15 protein-coding genes are annotated in these 18,699 nt (G+C 37.9%); 12 read left to right on the top strand and 3 right to left on the bottom strand.

Annotated elements, in window-relative coordinates:
* Positions 1-2 precede the first annotated feature (2 nt).
* Together VOI17_RS02210 and VOI17_RS02215 are read right to left on the bottom strand one after the other, a co-directional pair.
* Entirely contained in the window at positions 3-725 is a 723-nt protein-coding gene (locus VOI17_RS02210; RefSeq protein WP_323755600.1) for a LytTR family DNA-binding domain-containing protein, read from the bottom strand.
* Between the two features lie 20 nt (positions 726-745).
* Positions 746-1,885, bottom strand: a complete 1,140-nt coding sequence (locus tag VOI17_RS02215; RefSeq protein ID WP_323755601.1) for a sensor histidine kinase — start codon at positions 1,883-1,885, stop codon at positions 746-748.
* 323 nt (positions 1,886-2,208) lie between these two features.
* Between VOI17_RS02215 and VOI17_RS02220 the strand changes: the two genes are divergently transcribed.
* Entirely contained in the window at positions 2,209-3,642 is a 1,434-nt protein-coding gene (locus VOI17_RS02220; RefSeq protein ID WP_323755602.1) for an SUMF1/EgtB/PvdO family nonheme iron enzyme, read from the top strand.
* A gap of 66 nt (positions 3,643-3,708) precedes the next feature.
* Here the strand turns inward: VOI17_RS02220 and VOI17_RS02225 are convergent, their stop codons facing one another.
* The gene (locus VOI17_RS02225; protein ID WP_323755603.1) at positions 3,709-4,407 is read right to left on the bottom strand and encodes a ComF family protein; all 699 of its coding nucleotides are present in this window, start codon (positions 4,405-4,407) and stop codon (positions 3,709-3,711) included.
* Between the two features lie 39 nt (positions 4,408-4,446).
* Here VOI17_RS02225 and VOI17_RS02230 point away from each other — a divergent pair, with 39 nt between their 5' ends.
* The 11 genes from VOI17_RS02230 (at position 4,447) to VOI17_RS02280 (ending at position 18,698) form a co-directional block, all read left to right on the top strand.
* Positions 4,447-4,785, top strand: coding sequence for a carboxymuconolactone decarboxylase family protein (locus VOI17_RS02230; RefSeq protein WP_068410901.1), 339 nt, complete (start codon positions 4,447-4,449; stop codon positions 4,783-4,785).
* The gene (locus VOI17_RS02235) at positions 4,785-5,147 is read left to right on the top strand and encodes a hypothetical protein (protein ID WP_323755604.1); all 363 of its coding nucleotides are present in this window, start codon (positions 4,785-4,787) and stop codon (positions 5,145-5,147) included. Before VOI17_RS02230 ends, VOI17_RS02235 begins: the two co-directional genes overlap by 1 nt.
* Positions 5,144-5,905 carry an exodeoxyribonuclease III gene (locus VOI17_RS02240; protein WP_323755605.1) on the top strand — a complete coding sequence of 254 codons (762 nt, stop codon included), beginning with the start codon at positions 5,144-5,146 and terminating at the stop codon, positions 5,903-5,905. Before VOI17_RS02235 ends, VOI17_RS02240 begins: the two co-directional genes overlap by 4 nt.
* Before the next feature lie 90 nt (positions 5,906-5,995).
* Positions 5,996-9,385, top strand: coding sequence for a DUF4175 family protein (locus VOI17_RS02245; protein ID WP_323755606.1), 3,390 nt, complete (start codon positions 5,996-5,998; stop codon positions 9,383-9,385).
* Between the two features lie 8 nt (positions 9,386-9,393).
* On the top strand, positions 9,394-9,795 hold the full coding sequence (locus VOI17_RS02250; protein WP_323755607.1) for an ATP-binding protein: 402 nt from the start codon (positions 9,394-9,396) through the stop codon (positions 9,793-9,795).
* Positions 9,795-10,223, top strand: a complete 429-nt coding sequence (gene ybeY / locus VOI17_RS02255) for an rRNA maturation RNase YbeY (RefSeq protein ID WP_323755608.1) — start codon at positions 9,795-9,797, stop codon at positions 10,221-10,223. Before VOI17_RS02250 ends, ybeY begins: the two co-directional genes overlap by 1 nt.
* Before the next feature lie 79 nt (positions 10,224-10,302).
* Positions 10,303-12,168 (top strand): tRNA uridine-5-carboxymethylaminomethyl(34) synthesis enzyme MnmG, encoded by a 1,866-nt coding sequence (mnmG, locus tag VOI17_RS02260; protein WP_323755609.1) that lies wholly within the window; start codon positions 10,303-10,305, stop codon positions 12,166-12,168.
* A 3-nt stretch (positions 12,169-12,171) separates the two neighbouring features.
* Positions 12,172-13,053 (top strand): class I SAM-dependent methyltransferase, encoded by an 882-nt coding sequence (locus tag VOI17_RS02265; protein ID WP_323755610.1) that lies wholly within the window; start codon positions 12,172-12,174, stop codon positions 13,051-13,053.
* The gene (locus tag VOI17_RS02270; protein WP_323755611.1) at positions 13,050-14,687 is read left to right on the top strand and encodes an Ig-like domain-containing protein; all 1,638 of its coding nucleotides are present in this window, start codon (positions 13,050-13,052) and stop codon (positions 14,685-14,687) included. The genes VOI17_RS02265 and VOI17_RS02270 overlap by 4 nt, the downstream gene beginning before the upstream one ends.
* 373 nt (positions 14,688-15,060) lie before the next feature.
* Complete coding sequence (locus tag VOI17_RS02275) at positions 15,061-16,884, top strand: tetratricopeptide repeat protein (RefSeq protein ID WP_323755612.1); 1,824 nt, start codon at positions 15,061-15,063, stop codon at positions 16,882-16,884.
* Positions 16,885-16,934: 50 nt separating this feature from the next.
* Positions 16,935-18,698 (top strand): long-chain fatty acid--CoA ligase, encoded by a 1,764-nt coding sequence (locus VOI17_RS02280; RefSeq protein WP_323755613.1) that lies wholly within the window; start codon positions 16,935-16,937, stop codon positions 18,696-18,698.
* The last annotated feature ends 1 nt before the right edge of the window (position 18,699 follow it).

An 18,699-nucleotide genomic window follows, 5' to 3' on the forward strand; every position in this document is an offset into this window, starting at 1 on the left:
TTTTAGAAGCTCATTATATCTTTAAACTTAAGGGTTTGTCTACGTGAAACATCAATTTCTTCGCCACCCTTCATATAGATTCTTAAGCTACCGCTGAACCAAGGTTCAATTCTTTCAATCCACTTTAGGTTGATGATTTGTTGGCGGTTTGCCCTGAAAAAGGTTTTCTCGTCCAGCCTTGATTCTAAATAGTTCAGTGTTCGGGTGATCATCGGTTTCGATTTATCGAAATACACTGTGGTGTAGTTTCCACTTACTTCGAAAAGACGAATATCTGCCAACTGAACAAACCAGCATTTTTCTCCATCCTTTACAAAAACCTGATCGTGGATAGTGAGCTTATCACTTCCGTTTTCCTTTTCTCGTTCTTTTTTCTCCACCTTTTCAATCACCTTAGAAATGGCTCCCGCCAAACGGTCTTTCTGAACAGGTTTTACCAAATAATCAAGCGCATTGTATTCAAAAGCCTTTAGTGCGTATTCGTCATAAGCAGTTGAAAAGATTACTTCAGGAACGATTTCCAGTTCTTCAAGTAAATCAAAGCCCGTTTTGCCTGGCATTTGAATGTCCAAGAAAATTAAGTCTGGTTTTAATTCTGTAATTTTTTCGATTGCTTCATCCACGCTAGCAGCCTCGCCTACAATTTGAACGTTATCAAACTCTTTAAGCAGTCTTTTTAATTCGTTTCTGGCAAGTCTTGAATCGTCTATTACTAAAGTTTTCATATGGCTTAATTTTGTGGTTTCTAATTTAAGGGGATTTTCACAGTAGCACATACCATGTGCTCGTTCATATTTTCTATACTTAATGAAGCTTTATCACCATAAAGCAGCCTAAGCCTTTCACGCGCATTACCAATTCCGATACCTTTTCGCTTAGAACCATTTGGCCCTTTTAGTTGCCCGGTATTTTTGACAAAAATGCTAAGGAAACCATGTGTCAGTTTAGATTCAACGATGATCTCGCCCCCTTCTGGCAGATTATTGATACAATGTTTAATGGCGTTTTCCACTAAGGTTTGAATAATCATTGGCGGAACAACAAATTCCTTACTTTCACTGTCGATCAAAAACTGATACCTCAGTCGATCCTCTAACTGAATGGATTCAAGATTTAAATAGTGGGCTACTACTTCTATTTCTTTCTCAAGGCTCACCTTTTCGTAATGATCAAATTGAATGGAAAACCTCAAAAGATCTGAAAGATGAGTGATAGAATCTCTGGCTTTTTCTGCATCCTCGACTACTAAAGATCGAATATTATTAAGACTATTAAATATGAAGTGTGGATTAATTTGAGACTTCAAAGCGCTTAGTTCGGCATCTTTTACGGTAGCCTGAAGCTTCCACTTTTCAATTTCCACTTCTCTGTTCTTCTGAAGAAACTGATAAGCAAAATAGATCGATGACCAACTAATAAAGTAAACCGAGTAGCTACCAATAAAGCTCATAGCCATAATGACCAGTGTGCTGGGCGTAAATATGCCACGATTCACTTCTCTTAATTTTTCTAGGGTGGCTTCATCAACCCCTTCCATTTTAGAAAGGCCAGTAAAATGATCCATCAAATTGGGATCTAGTTTGATCAATAGTATAACGGAGCCAATTGCAACTAAAAAGGTGAGAATGGCCAAAAGGCCACCTTGAAGAATACTACTAAAAAATACTCGAGGAATGAGCTTGACAATTTTTAAGTCCTTCCATTTTCTTTTTTTTGCATAAAGCCTGTACAAATGGCTAATAAGAATGGCGCAAAGAACACTTACTAAAGTAGATATGACAGATGCCCAGAAAGGCAAAACAAAAGCAATGGCCAGAAAGCTGGTAATATGGAGTCCGCCCCAACCTCCAATTTGGAGCATCCAATACAGCTGATTCTTTTTCATAACCTAAAGCAAATACATTTATTCAACACCTCACCGATCAATTTACTGAAAGGTTTAATAGTCGGATTAACCATAAAATAAGCCCGATCAGATCACAAATGACTTACAATAACCCTATCTCAGGTTAAAAAATGATGAACACCCTAGTTCATTTCCATCCCCAGCTTTTCTCAAAGCATAGATTTTGATGATGAATTTTAAAATATGTGCTTGAAAGTAACGTTTTTGCATAACAATGAGTGAATTACACCTTTGTTAAACATGAGGGATAAGCGTATATTAGCCCCCTTAATTCACCTAAAAGGTCTGATTAAAGCACTAACATGAAAAACACAGCTGGGTTTTTGAAGGTTTCAGTATTCATTTTACTGTCTTCCTCATTATTATCTTCTTGCTTCCTTTTTAATAAAAATAAAGGAAGAGTGAGTTCTACAACGGGTATGGCTTATGGTAACTCAAAAGACACACTCAATTTTACTCCATTTGACACAAAAAATTTACCTAACCCTCCGGGAATGGTGTTTGTTCAAGGTGGTAGAACTGTTTTAGGCTCTTTTGAGGAAGATTTATTGGGCAGCAGAGATAACATAGAAAGAACAGTTACAGTAAACTCTTTCTACATGGACGAAACTGAAGTTACCAATGAAAACTGGAAAGAATATGTTTTTTATCAGTTTAACCCGATTCCGCTAAGCTTGGGTAAGGAAGTAAATATTGTGGACGATCCAACGAACCCATTTCTTCCTGCAACCACTTCCCACAACGGACAGACCCTTAAAGATTTAATCCCTAACGACAGTGTTTGGTCTAGTGACTTTTCTTTCAATGACGTCTATAGTGAAAACTACTATAACAATCCAGGTTACAATAATCGCCCAGTTGTTGGAGTGACTTGGAGGCAAGCTGTAGACTTTTGTAAGTGGAGAACTGATTTTGTTAACTACTTAACTATAAGTCAATTACCTCTTGATGACCTTCCTGATGCTTACAAATTTGAGTTTTTTAACCCAGATGGTACTCTTCAAATGCTTGGTAGTTCTAGTGGGATTGGTCTTACAGGAGCCATAGAAGTTACACCACAAGAGCTAGATGACCTTCAACAGGATCAAATTGCTTTTATAAATGCAAACAAAAAGCTTTTCATAGAAAGAGGTATATATCTACCAGAGTTCAGACTACCAAATGAGGCTGAATGGGAATATGCTGCCAAAGCAACCATTGGAACACAATATTTGGACGAGAACGAAGAATACGGAAGAATTTATCCTTGGGATGGAAGAGGCGTTAGAAACCCATACCGTAAAAAAAGAGGCGAACTTTTAGCCAACTTCAAAAGGGGTAGAGGTGACTATGCTGGCATTGCAGGAAATATCAATAATGATGGTGACGTAATTCCAGCTGAGGTTGGTGGATACGAACCAAATGATTTTGGTTTATTCAACATGGGTGGCAATGTGAGTGAGTGGGTAAACGATACCTACAGACCCCTTTCTTATCAAGCGGTTGATGATTTAAACCCCGTAAGGAAGGACGGAACCGCAGATTCCGAACAACTTTACGGTTGGGATGGTGATAGAACAGATTTCAGGTCATTGATTAATGACAGAGCAAAAGTATACAAAGGAGGCTCATGGAAGGATGTTGCTTACTGGATGTCCCCAGGTACAAGAAGATTTTTAGATCAAGATAAAGCGACTAATACTATTGGTTTTAGATGTGCCATGATTTCTATCGGAGTTGAATCTAAAAGAAGATAATAATTAAAAAGAGTCTATGAAAAGGCCTCTCACTAATAGTGAGCGGCCTTTTTTCGTTTTAGTGGGTCAATAAGTAGATGCCAATACACCAAAACTCAATTCTTCCACACCTGCATCGATCAATACATTTCCGCAAGCCAGCAAGGTTGCCCCAGTAGTAATTACGTCATCCACTAAAAGCACCCGTTTCTTTTTAAGTTCCACAGGATCTACGGCTTCAAAAATTGCCTTCACATTTTCCAGCCTCTCGGCCCTACTTTTTCTCGTTTGAGTTTCACTGGCTGTAACTCTCCTAAGCCCAATACAAACTTCCACTTTCAATACTTCTGAAAGACCGTTGGCAAAAGCTTCACTTTGGTTATAACCTCTTTTTCTCTGTTTTGAAGGGTGTAGTGGAACAGGAATAATGAGGTCGAACTCATTTGAAAAGCCCCCTAGCAATAAATCGTGACCATACCATCGGCCCATCATAAGCCCAACATCCTCATTATGATTATACTTTAGCTCATGCAAAATATGCTGAACAATTCCCTTTTTCTGAAAATGCAGGTAGGCGAGCATATGATTAAATCGAATTGAGCCCGCCAATTTTTGGTAAATATGTGGAACCTCTTCCTTATAGTTATTTGTTTTCGGCAGCTCGTACTGACAACCCGTACAAATATGCTTCAAGCCATTGGGCAATGGTCCTTTACACCCAATACATATGTTTGGGAAAAAGAGTGCGACAAAGTCGTTCAAGATTAAGTTTATCTTGCTGGGCATTCGAGAAACGAAACTATATTTGACGAAAATATTAAGGTAATGACTATTGTAGAAGAATTCAACGATTATCGCGCCAAGATGAATGGAAAAATCTTGGAAGAGAACAATACAGTATTGAAAAGATTATTCAATCTTGACACTAATGCCTTTGCGCCAGGTGCATTGGACGGAAAAGTAAAAGAACTTATTGGGCTCTCTAGCTCGATGGTACTAAGGTGTGACGACTGTATTAAGTATCATTTAGGGAAATGTCATGAGTTAGGGGTCACCACCCAAGAAGTATTTGAAGTATTTTCAATCGCCAACTTGATTGGGGGAACCATTGTAATTCCTCACCTTAGAAGGGCGGTAGAATTCTGGGAAGAGCTCAATAAATAATGTATAAAAAGGATTTAGAACTTCAGAGAAACTGGGTAAAGTTGCTTAGCCACTTAGAGCAACTTTTAGGAAAAAGGCCCAAAGACCTTAATGGGGTTCTATTTCTTATTGGGGTTCAAGAGTTGGGTAACGGCAAACAGAATTTCACGAAAGAAGAAAAGCAAGACTTAATGCACATTGCTATTTGTAAGGTATTGAGTCTTTCAGGCTTTTATGAACTCGAGGGAATTGATGCTGAAGGTTGGCCTCATTGGAAAAAAGCCAAAACTGCTCTTCCACACTTCGACCTCATGGATCAAGAAAAGCTTCTCAAAATGCATGTAATTGAATATTTTGAAACTGAATTAAAAATTGAGTTATGAAGATTATCAGCTACAACGTAAACGGAATTAGGGCGGCCATGAAAAAAGATTTCGTGGGATGGCTAAAAGCCGAAAATCCCGATATTCTATGTTTACAAGAGCTAAAGGCATTGCCCGAACAAGTAGACACCTCTGAATTTGAAGCTTTAGGCTATCATTTATATTGGGAACCTGCTCAAAAAAAGGGATACAGTGGAGTCGCAATTTTTAGTAAAATCAAGCCGCTTCACGTGGAACATGGTTGTGGAAACCCATTGTATGACTTTGAAGGAAGAGTGATCAGGGCTGATTATGAGGGTTTTTCTGTGATAAGCGTCTATATGCCGAGCGGAACAAGTGGAGATATTCGTCAAGACTTTAAATATGAATGGCTGGATTTCTTCTTTGAGTATGCCAATTCGTTAAGAAAAACTATTCCTAACCTAATCATCAGCGGAGACTATAACATTGCTCACAAAGCAATTGATATTCATAACCCAGTCTCAAACAAGAACTCTTCTGGCTTTTTACCCGAAGAAAGAGAATGGCTTACAAAATATATTGAGGCTGGCTTTATTGATTCATTCCGTGTTTTTAACCAAAATCCAAATGAATATTCATGGTGGAGCTATAGGGCCAACTCAAGGGCAAATAATAAAGGTTGGAGAATAGATTATCACATGACCACAACAGAAATGAAAGAGAGATTAGTGGGTGCTTCTATCTTGAATGATGCCATCCATTCTGATCACTGCCCGATACTCCTAGAAATTCGATAATTTAAATCGTATATTTCTCCTTTAGTCAATTGTTTTACAATCAAATACGGCTCGTTCACGTATTAATGTTTACAAGTTTAAATTCAGGAGATGGGTTCTAACCAATTACTAAAGCAGCAACTTCAGGCATATAAGAAAAAGTTCTACACTAACCGGTTGATCAAAGGCTCTATTCTATTTCTTGCATTTTTTCTCAGCCTTTTTATTGTGGCCAATGCCTTTGAATTTTCTGCCCGTTTAAGTGGTGGTGGAAGGGCTGTTCTGTTCTTTTCATTCGTTTTTGGAAGCCTATTGGCATTCGTATGGTTTATTGGTAAAAATCTATACTATTTAAGAAATGCGCAACGACACTTGTCAAATGAAGAAGCCTCCGTACAAATTGGGGCTCATTTTCCGGCAATTTCAGACAAGCTTTTAAATATAATTCAGTTAGAAAAGCTAAATACTGTTCAAAATGAACTGCTGCTGGCCAGTATCGAGCAAAAAAGCAATGAAGTCGGTAAAATTTCATTTGTTAATGCCATTGACTACAAAGGCAACCGAAAATACCTTCGTTATATAATTGGACCAGGAGCTATTATTGTTGTTCTCCTTCTTTTTATTCCTCAGTTTCTTACTGAGAGCTCAACTAGAATTATTAATTACAATACTGAATTTCTTCCAGAAGCGCCATTTTCAATCTCCATCAAAAACACTGATTTTAAGGCTTTTAAAGGTGAAAACTTCACATTAGAGGTAAATACCGAAGGAAAGTCTATTCCTCAAAATCTATATGTTTGGACCAATAGCCGAAAGGTAAAGGCCAACAAAACTGGACCCGATAGTTTTGAATATACCTTCACAAGAGTTCAAGCTGATACTAAGTTTTCTTTAGAAGCTGAAAGCATCACTTCTTCAGAATATGAAATTGAGGTAGTTTCTCGCCCAACACTCTCATTATTCAATCTTGAGCTTAACTTTCCAAAATATTTAAAACGGGAGAAAGAAGTATTAGAAAATTCTGGAAACGTTTCTATTCCTGAAGGCACAACCGTTATATGGAAGTTCAATACCGACAATACGGATGAGGTGAAGCTTAACTTTCCCGGGCTTGATGTATATGCAACGGCAAAAAAGAACTCGAATGGTGCCTTTACACACGAACAATCAATCAATAAGTCCAGCCGTTACTCCATCCAGCTTAAAAACGAATACAGTCTTAATCGTGACTCTCTCGTTTTTGCCCTAGAGTCGGTGAAAGACCGCTATCCTGAAATCACCCTAGATCAATATCAAGACACCGTCTTATTCAAGTCTTTGGTTCTAGGTGGAAATATTACCGATGACCATGGCTTTTCTCGTCTTTCATTATTCTACCAATATCAAAACCAACAAAGTTTTGAAGAGCTTCCATTAGAGCTCAATAGAGACTTGAGTAACCAGAGTTATTATAAGGTTTTCAAACTGGATTCAGCTAAAATCACAGCTGGCGCAGAAATCAAATATTATGTACAAGTTTCTGATAATGACGGAGTTAATGGTTCTAAATCCGTAAAAACCAGCACCTATTCTTTCAAAATACCTTCTAAAGAAGAAATTGAAAAAGAAATTGATCGCTCGTCTGATAAAGTTCAAAAAGACATAGATAAAACCTTGAAAGAAGCACAAGAGTTGAATGAGAAGCTAGGCGAGGTGGATGAACGCCTCAAGACGAAAAAAGAATTGGATTGGCAAGACGAAAAGCTGATGCAAGATATTCTTAAGCAGAAAGAGCAACTGGCCGAAAAGTTAGAGGAGTTAAAGAAAGAAAATCAGCTCAATAACATGAAGAAAGAGCAATTCTCTCCTCAGAACGATAAGATTCAGGAAAAAATGAATCAGCTCCAAGAGTTGATGAACAACATTCTAGATGATGAGACAAAAAAGCTCTATGATGAATTGAGAAAGCTGCTGGAAGAGCAAGGAGATATTTCTGAGTTCAGAGACAAAATAGAGGAAATGAAAAACAAAGGTGGCGACCTTGAAAAGGAGCTAGAAAGAACCCTTGAGCTGTTCAAGAAACTCCAGTTCGATATGAAGCTCGAACAGAACATCAAGGAATTAGAAGAAAGGATAAAAGATCAAGAGAAGCTTATTGAAGATACTCAGAATGAAGACATAAGTGCCGATTCACTCAGTCAAAAACAAGCGCAGGAAAAAGAAGACCTCGAAAAGCTTCAAGAGAAAATGGACAAGTTGGAGGAGTTAAATCAAGAGCGAAAAACTCCAGATGACCTGCCTAGCGATATAAAAGAGCAATTCGAAGAAATAAAAGAAGAGCAAGAAAAAGCACAAGAAGAGTTACAAAAGGACGCAAAGCAAAAGAATAACCCAGAGAAATCTGAAGGAGAGCAAGAAAAAGGACAGGAAGAGGAAAAAGCGAAGAGCGAAGAGGAGCAGCAAAAGGACAATAAACCTTCACAACAAAGACAAAACGCCTCCAAAGCTCAGCAAAAAGCGGCTGAGAAAATGAAGGAGATGAAAAAAGATCTTGAGTCTATGCAAGGCGGCATGGAAATGGAGCAGCAGCAAGAAAACTTAGAGTTCCTGAAAGAGCTTGTAGACAACCTCGTGACTCTTTCATTCAATCAAGAAGACCTTATGAACTCTTTCCGTGAAATACGTGAGAGCGACCCTCGCTTCATTGATCTTACACAGAAACAACTCAAGCTTAAAGACGACTCCAAGATTGTTCAGGATAGCCTCATTTCTCTTTCTCAAAGAGTTTTCCAAATCTCTTCTTTCGTGATGAGGGAAGTAAGTGAAATGAACCGTCAAATGGATGGCGCATTAGACGAGTTAAAAGAAAAAAGAATTAATCAAGCCACTGGAAAACAGCAGTTTACAATGACTTCTATTAATAATTTAGCTCTGCTATTGGATGACGTTGTTCAACAAATGCAAAACCAAATGGCAAGTTCCTCTGGCAAAGGGGGTAAGAAAAATAAGCCTATGCCTGGTGGACTCAGCGAGCTTCAGAAACAACTCAGTGAACAAATAAGCGAATTAAAACAAAGCGGAAAATCTGGAAGACAACTTTCTGAGCAATTAGCGAAACTAGCAGCCGAGCAGCAACGTTTGAGAAATGCCCTTGAAAATTTTGAAACCGGAGTTGATGGAGATAATTTAGGCGAGAAAATTGATAAGCTCATTGACCAAATGGAAAAGAATGAGGAAGATCTTATTAATAAAAACCTGACGGATGAAACAGTAGAAAGACAGCAAGAAATTCTTACTCGCTTGTTAGAAGCTGAAAACGCCATGAACGAAAGGGGTGAAGATGAGGAACGAAAGGCGCAAACGGCATCAGACTATGACATCTCGGTTCCTGAATCTTTAAATGAATACCTTAAGGCTAAGGAAAAGGAAATAGAATTATTAAAAACTATCCCTGCAATCCTTAACCCATACTATAAGCAGGAGACGAACAAGTACTTCAAAAAAATAAAGCAGAAGAATTAATTCTCTACATGAACACTATTAGCATTGAAATTCCATCTCTCGTTGAGAACATTCGTATTGTCGAAAGTTTTATAGACAACGCTAAAGACAAATATCAGTTAGACGATGATCTCTACGGAAACATCATGATAGCCGTTCTTGAATCAGTGAACAATGCCATTATTCATGGTAATAAATTAGAGAAAAGTAAGTTTGTACAACTCTCTATGATTCTTGAGGAAACTTCGGTTACTTTTTTGATCAAAGACGAGGGTAACGGATTCGTTATCAATGATTTACCTGACCCAACATCACCTGAAAACCTCACAAAACCAGGTGGAAGAGGCATCTTCTTAATGAAGCATTTAGCCGATGAAGTTACCTTTAAAGACAATGGTCAAGAAGTTAAACTTACCTTCTACCTCAATTAATGGATAACATTAGCTTCTTCTCTGAAGACATAGACTTCAGCCTACAACAAGAAGAAAAGATTACTCTTTGGCTTGAACGTATCGCAGAATTAGAAAACACGCCAATTGAAGAAATCAGTTACATCTTCTGCACAGACGATTATCTCTTAAAAATCAATCAAGAATATTTAGATCACGACTATTACACAGACATTATCACCTTTGATAATCGTGATAGCCCAGAAGACCCAATAGAGTCCGATATTTTCGTTTCCATTGACAGGGTGACTGAAAATGCTTCAGACCAAAACGTATCATTCGAACATGAACTCAAAAGGGTTCTTGCTCACGGATTGCTTCACCTTATTGGCTACAATGATAAGACAGAAGAAGAGCAATTGCTCATGAGAGAAAAAGAAGAAGCTTATCTATCTTTGCAAATCAATTAGTAAATCAACTGTTCCACGTGAAACACTACGGACGTTCAACCAGAACTGTTCCACGTGAAACATCAAGTAGAAAAACCATATGTTCAATGAATACGATGTCATAGTTGTTGGCGCTGGCCACGCTGGATGCGAAGCTGCAAATGCTGCCGCCACTATGGGTTCAAAGGTTCTGTTAGTAACCATGAACATGAATACCATAGCCCAAATGTCATGCAACCCAGCAATGGGGGGTGTGGCCAAAGGTCAAATCGTTAGGGAAATTGATGCACTTGGCGGCATGTCGGGGATTGTTACCGATAAATCCATGATTCAGTTTAGGATGCTCAACAAGTCAAAAGGACCTGCCATGTGGAGTCCGCGTACTCAAAGTGACCGAATGAGGTTTGCTGAAGAGTGGCGCTTGGCGCTCGAACGTAATCCTAATGTTGATTTCTGGCAAGAAATGGTTACTGGGATTGTTATCGAAAACAATACTGCAGTCGGTATTACCACTGGAATGGGAATAGAAATTAGATCAAAATCTGTTATCCTCACCAATGGTACTTTTCTGAACGGTCTAATCCATATTGGAGAAAAGCAGTTTGGTGGTGGAAGAACAGGAGAGGGTGCATCGAAAGGAATCACCGAACAACTCGTTCAGCTTGGCTTTGAGTCCGGCAGAATGAAGACAGGAACTCCACCTAGAGTAGATGGTCGCTCTTTAGACTACTCCAAAATGGAAGAACAGAAGGGAGATGATGTACCAGGGAAGTTCTCATTTTCGCCATCAACAACTCCTTTGGTACAACAGAGGAGTTGCTACATTACCTATACTAACCCGGAAGTACATGCAATATTAGAAACCGGTTTCGACAGGTCACCAATGTTCAATGGTAGAATTCAAGGTTTGGGTCCTCGCTATTGCCCATCTATTGAAGATAAAATCAACAGGTTTGCTGAAAGAACCAGGCATCAGGTTTTTGTTGAGCCTGAGGGTTGGGATACTGTTGAGATCTATGTGAATGGATTTTCAACATCGCTTCCCGAGGACGTTCAGTTTAAAGCTATTCGTAAAATAGCGGGCTTCGAAAACGCTAAAATGTTTAGGCCAGGTTATGCCATCGAGTATGATTATTTCCCACCAACTCAGTTAAGCACAACGCTCGAAACCAATCTAATTCAGAACCTATACTTTGCTGGCCAGATTAACGGCACTACCGGATATGAAGAAGCAGCCTGCCAAGGATTAATGGCTGGAATCAATGCACACAATAAAACACACGATAAAGAGCCTTTTGTTTTAGGAAGGTCGGAAGCATATATCGGAGTATTGATTGATGACTTGATTAACAAAGGTACAGATGAACCTTACCGAATGTTCACGTCTAGAGCTGAATACAGAATACTATTACGACAAGATAATGCTGACATTCGTCTCACTGCAAAAGGTCATAAGCTAGGTTTGGCTTCGGACGAAAGACTCAAAATTGTAGAAGAGAAAAAGAAGTCTGTGTCGAAGTTATTAAACGACATTAGACAAAAGAAGATTGATCCTGATAAGGCCAATCCAGCACTTGCTGCACTTGGGACGGCTACAATAGAGCACCGTACGAATTACGCAAAACTGTTAAAGCGCCCACAAATAAACATCTACGATCTACCTGCCTTTGATGAAGAAATGGCTGACTACTTAGCAAAGTATGATCCTGAGATTCTGGAGCAAGTTGACATTCTTATTAAATATGAAGACTATATAGATAAAGAAGAGAAGCTTGCAGACAAGATCAGTAGCTTGGAAAATCACGCTATCCAGAATGACTTTGATTTTGATTCCATCAGCGCCCTATCTGCAGAAGCACGTGAGAAGTTCAAAAAAATAAAGCCATCTACCATCGGACAAGCTTCTAGAATCAGTGGCGTTTCTCCAGCAGATATTTCAGTGCTTATGGTATATATGGGGCGATAGGAAATGGAAAACTTAGAACAATGTCCACTTTGCGGCAACCCTCATTTTGAACATCATTCAACAGTCAGTGATCACTTTTTGAGTCATGAAGTATTCGAACTCATGGAGTGTTCTTCATGCCATTTAGTCTTTACTAATCCACGACCTACACAAACAGAAATTGGTCCATATTATAAGTCCACCGATTATATATCTCATTCCAACAAAACAAAAAGCATCTCCAGTGCTCTATACAAATTGGTGCGATCATATACGCTTAGAAAAAAGTATAGACTCATTCAATCTCTACTTACCAACAGCTCAGAAATTCATCATTTGGATTATGGTTCCGGCACCGGCCATTTCATAGATTATACTACAAAGAAGGGATGGGTTTCTAAAGGATATGAACCAGACCAAAATGCATTAGAGCATAATAATAAATCAATTCAAAAATTAATTCTACATAATTTAGAATCAATTCAACTTAATACTTACGATGTAATCACATTATTTCATGTTTTAGAGCACGTACATGATCTCAATTCGGTACTAGCCTTACTCACTAAGCAACTCAAGCCAAACGGAATCTTATTACTTGCCCTTCCCAACCACAAATCCTTTGATGCTGAACATTACCAGCAGCATTGGGCGGGTTATGATGTACCCAGACACCTATATCATTTCGATCAAAACTCCGTGAAACATTTAGCCAAAGAACATGGCTTGAAAATTGATAAAATCGAACCAATGGTATTTGATTCCTTTTACGTAAGTATGCTTTCAGAAAAATATGTGGGTAATTCTATGGCACTAGTTCGTGGAATATTGAATGGATTCAAATCCAATCGCAAAGCAAAAAGTAATGGTGAATACAGTAGCTTAATCTATATCCTCAGAAAATGACCAGAATACAGATCCTTTTCACTGTCATACTATTATCGCTATTGGGTTGTGCTCGCGTGTCATCACCAACTGGTGGGCCTGAAGATAAAGATCCACCTGTACTAGTATCTTCTAGTCCAAAAGATGGTCAAACGCTATTCAATCAAAAAACCATTACCCTTGTATTTGATGAAGCTATAACCACTAAATCCATTGAGAATAATCTAATCATTACACCTTCCATTGAAGGCAATTTTAAAACGAGAATCAAGCGTAATACTGTTCAACTCGTATTCGATAGTACCTGGCGACAAAACACTACTTATTCATTCAACTTCGGAAATACTATTCAGGACCTTAATGAAGGCAATGTTCCATCCAATCTTTACCTCAGCTTTTCTACGGGAGCAACTATAGATTCCTTAACCCTTTCAGGAAAAATAACGAACCTCTACACTGCAGAACCTGTCAAGCAAGCATTAGTCTCTTTATATCCATCGTCTGATACATTGAACATAACTTCTGGCGCAGCGCTATACTTGACAAAAACAGATACCACTGGTAACTATAAATTTCAAAATCTTCCTTCTGGAAATTTCCTAGTTTATGCTGCCCTAGATAAAAACAACAACTCAAAAGCAGATACTGACAAAGAGTTATATGGCTTTTTGAAAGATACAGTTAAGCTCACTGAAAACACTTCTCAACTCTCATTTTCCTTACAGCGACTCAACGTCCTTCCATTATCCATTAAGACAAACCGTCATTTCGGAAAATACTACGATATTACTTTCAACAAACCCATCACTTCCTATCAATTAGAATCAGATAATGATACTCCCTTAGTTCATCATCTCTATGCACCTGATAAGATCAGAATATACAATACCAAAGCCACCTATGGTGATTCCACAAAAGTTATAGTCAACGCAAATGATTCCATCAACAGTAATTTCAAAGAAAACATAAAAGTCTACTTTAATGAGTCTGATTTAGATGGAGATAAACTCAGCCAAGAAATTACTCCATCTTCATCATACGTCACAAATAATTTTGAATTGAAAGTAACTTTCAACAAACCCATTGCTTCTTACCAAGCTGAAAAAGTCATTCTCCAAAAGGACAGTCTAAATAAGTTTTTTTTACCCGATTCACTCCTCACATGGAACAGTTCCAAAACAGAAATTTCATGGTCATTAAATGCGAGCAATTTCATTAAACCTGGAGAACAGTTCAAAGCCATCTTCGAATCAGGAGCATTCATTAGTATCGAATCAGATACATCATCCGTTATTCAAAAAACATTTCAAGTAGCCAAATCCGAAGACTCTGGTATTATAGAAGGAACCATCACAACTAATGCTCCCAACTTTATACTTCAGTTATTAAACAATCAAGGAAAAGTAATTCGTGAGCTGTACAATATCAAAAAGTACACTTTCGACAACCTTGATGCTGGAAATTATATAGTAAGAATGATAGTAGATACTAACAACAATAAAAGGTTAGATGTCGGAAATATCCTGACAAGAACTTCCTCAGAAACCATAGTTTTCTACACAGATCCATCCTCCAAAAGCAAAAATATAAGCGTTAAAAAGAACTGGGAAATAGGCGATATTAACATTTCACACGCTGTGAATAACAACGATTAACTGTGTATAAGAAAGAGGATAGAGACACCATCATCCACACTGATCCACATTCTTCCCTATCAACATAAGGCCAAGTGGATAAAGTCTTCACCTTTGAAGTAATTTTCAAAACCTCATCAACATTTTTAAAGTAATTAATTATTATCCACAAAATCACGGACTTTTGATTCATATTTCATAAGTACTTATTAATCAATATATAGAAAGTTAATAAGATGTTTATAACCTAAAATCAGTATACAAGTTGTTCACAGATATCAATACAAAATGTGAGTAATGAAGTTATACACATATCCACAGTCTTAATAGAGAGTAATTATCTTTAATCAATTAACTATCTTTAATTACTACCGTGTTGAAAATGTTAACAACTATGAGGAAAACAGCTCTTTTACTTTTTATGATACTCATGAGTACTATTGCTTTTTCGCAAGTTGATGCGATAGCACTTGCCAATGAATACTATGAACAAGGAGAATTTGAGAAAGCGCTAAAAGAGTATAAAAAATTAGCGAAAGACAACTCTAATATTTCTCGAATACATGATAATTATCTAAAGTTACTTTTAAGTGAGGAAGAGTTTAACGAAGCTGAAAAATACCTAAAGGGTACTATTAAAGATAACCCAGATAACTTCTTCTATAAAGTTGACTTAGGTATGTTATATAAAAGTCAAAAGGAAGAAGAAAAAGCGGAGAATGTATTCAATGATATAATTGCTGAACAGGCCAAAGATGCTGGTGAAAACAATAAGACAAATGGTATAAGATTTTTAGCACAGGTATTCTTCGAAAAGAATTTAAGGCAAAAGGCATTGGAGACTTATCAAGAAGGAAGAAAGGCAATGAACCGCCCGGATATGTTTTCATTAGAACTTGCCAATGCTTACCAACTGATGAATCAAAAGAGAGAGATGGTGTTGGAATACCTCATCTTTTCAAAATCTCAGCCACAAAATCTCAGCTATGTTAAAAACTCATTTCAAAGAGCACTTACGGAACCAGAAGATTTAGATACACTTGAGACTACGCTATACGAATTTATTCAGAAGGACGCTGGGAATCCTATCTACAACGATCTATTGGTTTGGACACACTTACAGCAGAAAAATTTTTCTGCTGCCTTACGGCAGGCTAGAGCACTTGATAGAAGACTTCAAAACAATGCAGAGAATATAATTAACGTTGGGCTTATCGCTTTTAGAAATCAAGAATACAAAGCTGCTCAAAAGGCCTTCGATTATGTTTTGAATGAATTTCCGGACAGTCCGAGTAGAAATTTGGCCTCACGCTATGTTTTATTGGCCGATGAAGAAGTAGTAAAAGAAACTTATCCGGTAGATACCACAGCAATTAAAAACCTTATTATTAAATATCAGGTGTATAAAGAAAGTTTGCGCGATGTTTTTAATATCATTGATGCCAATCGAAGGGTTGCTCATCTGTATGCCTTTTACTTAAATGAAATTCCGAAAGCCATTGAGATTCTTACCGAAAATGTGAATCAACCTGTTGGCAAGCATAGGGTTATCGCTGAATCAAAAATGGACTTGGCAGATATATATCTGCTTAATGAAGAGCCCTGGGAATCTATTTTACTCTATGCGCAAGTAGAAAGAATGTTTAAAGACGAACCACTCGGCTATGAAGCCAAACTGAAGAGTGCCAAACTTTCTTACTTCAAAGGAGAGTTTGAACTTGCCCAAAGTCACTTAGATATCCTAAAGCTGGCCACATCAAGAGAAATAGCCAATGATGCCTTGAACTTGAGTATTCTAATTAAGAACAATACGGTTTTTGATTCAACAGATGTCGTGATGCAGGAATATGCAAATATTGAACTTCAGCTTTTTCAGAATCAAAAAAATGAAGCGATAGCAGCATTGAATCAAATGATAGAAAAATATCCTAACCACTCAATTATTGATGAGGTCTATTTTTTAATGGCCAAAACGGAAAGAGAACTTGGTTATTTTGACAAAGCCTTAACAGCATTAGGGGTGATAAATGAGAAGCATTATTTTGAAATTTTGGGTGATGACGCCTTATTCCTTACAGGAATTATTTTGGAAGATGACTTAAAGGACAAGGAAAAAGCAATGGAAGTTTACCTTCAGCTTCTCGAAAAATTCAAAGGAAGTATTTTTGTTTCTGAAGCCAGAAAAAGACTGAGAGAACTGCGAGGAGACTTTGGTTAATTTTTACTGCTCCCGCATTTTATTATCTTGATGAACATTAGCCAATTATTATGAAGACTGCTACCCGCCTTTTTGAGTTGCTACCGCTGCAGCTAGAACAATATAACCTTGATGTATGCCTTGCCGATAAAAAGGATGGTAAATGGCGAAAATATTCAACCCAAGAAGTTATAGAAAAATCTACTCAGCTTTCTTTTGGGCTAATGAGTAAGGGAATACAAGCAGGGGAAAAAGTAGCTATAATCAGTGAAAACCGAACCGAATGGAACTTTGCAGATATTGCCATTCAGCAAATCGGAGCCATCAGTGTACCGATGTATCCTACCATTTCTGAAGACGATTATGCTTTCATTTTTGAGCATTCCGAATGCAAACTTATTTTTGTTTCTACCGAAGAAATATATCACAAGGCGAAAAACGGAGCAGCAAAAGCAAACTTAGATTTGGACATCTATATTTTTGATGAATCTACAGTTTCAGAACACTGGTCTACCCTCCTGACCTCAGGTTCCGAAGAACAAAAAGAAGAAATGGAAAAAAGGAAAGCTCAGGTAAATGAGTTCGACCTTGTCACCATTATTTACACCTCAGGTACAACAGGTCGACCAAAAGGTGTAATGCTTAATCATAAGAACATTATTTCAAATGCCATAGCGGTTTCAGAAAGGGCAGAGTATAACAATGGTCATGACAGAGTGCTTAGCTTTTTACCATTGTGCCACATATTTGAGCGAACCGCTATTTACTTCTACTTTCAGCTTGGCTTGTCCATTTATTATGCCGAAAGCTTAGAGACCATAAGTGATAATTTACAAGAAATTAAGCCTCATGGGTTTAATACCGTTCCGAGGCTCATTGAAAAAATTTATGATAAGATCATAGCAAAAGGCTTTGCACTCTCGGGAGTTAAGAAGCAGTTATTCTTTTGGGCGGTGAACTTAGGCCTTAAATATAACCCCGATCAGCCAATGGGTTTTGTGTATGACCTTCAGTTGAAAATGGCCCGAAAACTTATTTTCAGTAAATGGCAGGCCGCTCTCGGTGGAAATGTACGTCACATTATTGTAGGAGCATCAGCAATTCAGCCTCGTTTAAAGAGAGTTTTTTGGGCGGCCGATATTAAAATACTCGAAGGATATGGGTTAACGGAAACATCTCCTGGGATCAGTATAGGAATGCCAGACCCAAGCAAAGCAAAGCTGGATTATGTTGGCCCACTTCTCAACGGTGTTCAAGTTAAAATTGCCAATGACGGAGAAATTTTGGTGAAAGGGCCTAACGTAATGATGGGTTACTATAAAGACCAAGAGAAAACGGACGAGGTAATTGTCGATGGGTGGTTTCATACGGGAGATATTGGCGAATTGACCGAAGAGAATTTTTTAAGAATTACCGATAGAAAAAAGGAAATGTTTAAAACCTCTGGGGGCAAATATATTGCTCCACAGGTAATGGAAAATAAGCTTAAAGAATCGGTTCTGATAGAACAAGTAATGGTCATTGGCGAAAACAGGAAATTTCCAGCAGCCCTTATCGTTCCGAACTTAGAAGCAGTTGGAGGTTGGGCAGATCGTCATGGCTTAAATAGAACCGACCCTGATTTGCTCAAGAATGTCCAGATAATGAATAAGTTTCAAGCAGAAGTAGACGCTACAAATCAGAGTTTTGGCAATTGGGAACAGGTAAAAAAGTTTGAAATATTGAATGACCAATGGGGTATTGCTTCAGGAGAACTCACACCAACGTTAAAACTCAAAAGGAGAATCATAAAAGAAAAATATGCCGATCTAATAGAGAAGATTTACGCAGTGTAAT

It is taken from the genome of Roseivirga sp. (assembly GCF_034669765.1).
GTDB lineage: Bacteria > Bacteroidota > Bacteroidia > Cytophagales > Cyclobacteriaceae > Roseivirga.

Excerpts from the sequence above, each read along its gene's own strand:
- VOI17_RS02210 (WP_323755600.1), bottom strand. The coding sequence starts at position 725 with ATGAAAACTTTAGTAATAGACGATTCAAGACTTGCCAGAAACGAATTA.
- VOI17_RS02215 (WP_323755601.1), bottom strand. The coding sequence starts at position 1,885 with ATGAAAAAGAATCAGCTGTATTGGATGCTCCAAATTGGAGGTTGGGGC.
- VOI17_RS02220 (WP_323755602.1), top strand. The coding sequence starts at position 2,209 with ATGAAAAACACAGCTGGGTTTTTGAAGGTTTCAGTATTCATTTTACTG.
- VOI17_RS02225 (WP_323755603.1), bottom strand. The coding sequence starts at position 4,407 with ATGCCCAGCAAGATAAACTTAATCTTGAACGACTTTGTCGCACTCTTT.
- VOI17_RS02230 (WP_068410901.1), top strand. The coding sequence starts at position 4,447 with ATGACTATTGTAGAAGAATTCAACGATTATCGCGCCAAGATGAATGGA.
- VOI17_RS02235 (WP_323755604.1), top strand. The coding sequence starts at position 4,785 with ATGTATAAAAAGGATTTAGAACTTCAGAGAAACTGGGTAAAGTTGCTT.
- VOI17_RS02240 (WP_323755605.1), top strand. The coding sequence starts at position 5,144 with ATGAAGATTATCAGCTACAACGTAAACGGAATTAGGGCGGCCATGAAA.
- VOI17_RS02245 (WP_323755606.1), top strand. The coding sequence starts at position 5,996 with ATGGGTTCTAACCAATTACTAAAGCAGCAACTTCAGGCATATAAGAAA.
- VOI17_RS02250 (WP_323755607.1), top strand. The coding sequence starts at position 9,394 with ATGAACACTATTAGCATTGAAATTCCATCTCTCGTTGAGAACATTCGT.
- ybeY (WP_323755608.1), top strand. The coding sequence starts at position 9,795 with ATGGATAACATTAGCTTCTTCTCTGAAGACATAGACTTCAGCCTACAA.
- mnmG (WP_323755609.1), top strand. The coding sequence starts at position 10,303 with ATGTTCAATGAATACGATGTCATAGTTGTTGGCGCTGGCCACGCTGGA.
- VOI17_RS02265 (WP_323755610.1), top strand. The coding sequence starts at position 12,172 with ATGGAAAACTTAGAACAATGTCCACTTTGCGGCAACCCTCATTTTGAA.
- VOI17_RS02270 (WP_323755611.1), top strand. The coding sequence starts at position 13,050 with ATGACCAGAATACAGATCCTTTTCACTGTCATACTATTATCGCTATTG.
- VOI17_RS02275 (WP_323755612.1), top strand. The coding sequence starts at position 15,061 with ATGAGGAAAACAGCTCTTTTACTTTTTATGATACTCATGAGTACTATT.
- VOI17_RS02280 (WP_323755613.1), top strand. The coding sequence starts at position 16,935 with ATGAAGACTGCTACCCGCCTTTTTGAGTTGCTACCGCTGCAGCTAGAA.